Source organism: Bacillus cereus group sp. Bce019 (genome assembly GCF_051781745.1).
GTDB classification, from domain to species: domain Bacteria; phylum Bacillota; class Bacilli; order Bacillales; family Bacillaceae_G; genus Bacillus_A; species Bacillus_A cereus.
In genome coordinates, this window is sequence record NZ_JBPWJX010000185.1 from 1 (window position 1) to 263 (window position 263).

The following is a 263-nucleotide window of genomic DNA, read 5'->3' on the forward strand; positions in this document are numbered from 1 at the left end:
GTCAAAAATCTTCAAGCAGCCGGCCGCCATGTAGCCATGGTTGGTGACGGTATCAATGATGCCCCAGCCCTAGCCCAGGCTCACATCGGTATGGCCATTGGAAATGGTACCGATGTGGCTATCGAATCAGCGGATATCGTCCTCATGCGCAATAAGCTGACGGATGTAGCGACCGCTATTCAACTGTCACGCGCCACCATCCGCAATATCCAGCAAAATCTCTTCTGGGCCTTCGCCTACAATGTCATCGGTATCCCTATCGC

Annotated in this window: 1 protein-coding gene; it reads left to right on the top strand. The window is 53.2% G+C overall.

From position 1 onward, the window contains the following. Positions 1-263, top strand: a 263-nt coding sequence (locus ACS2QP_RS27940) for an HAD-IC family P-type ATPase (protein WP_438883094.1), incomplete at both ends; no start/stop codon positions are given.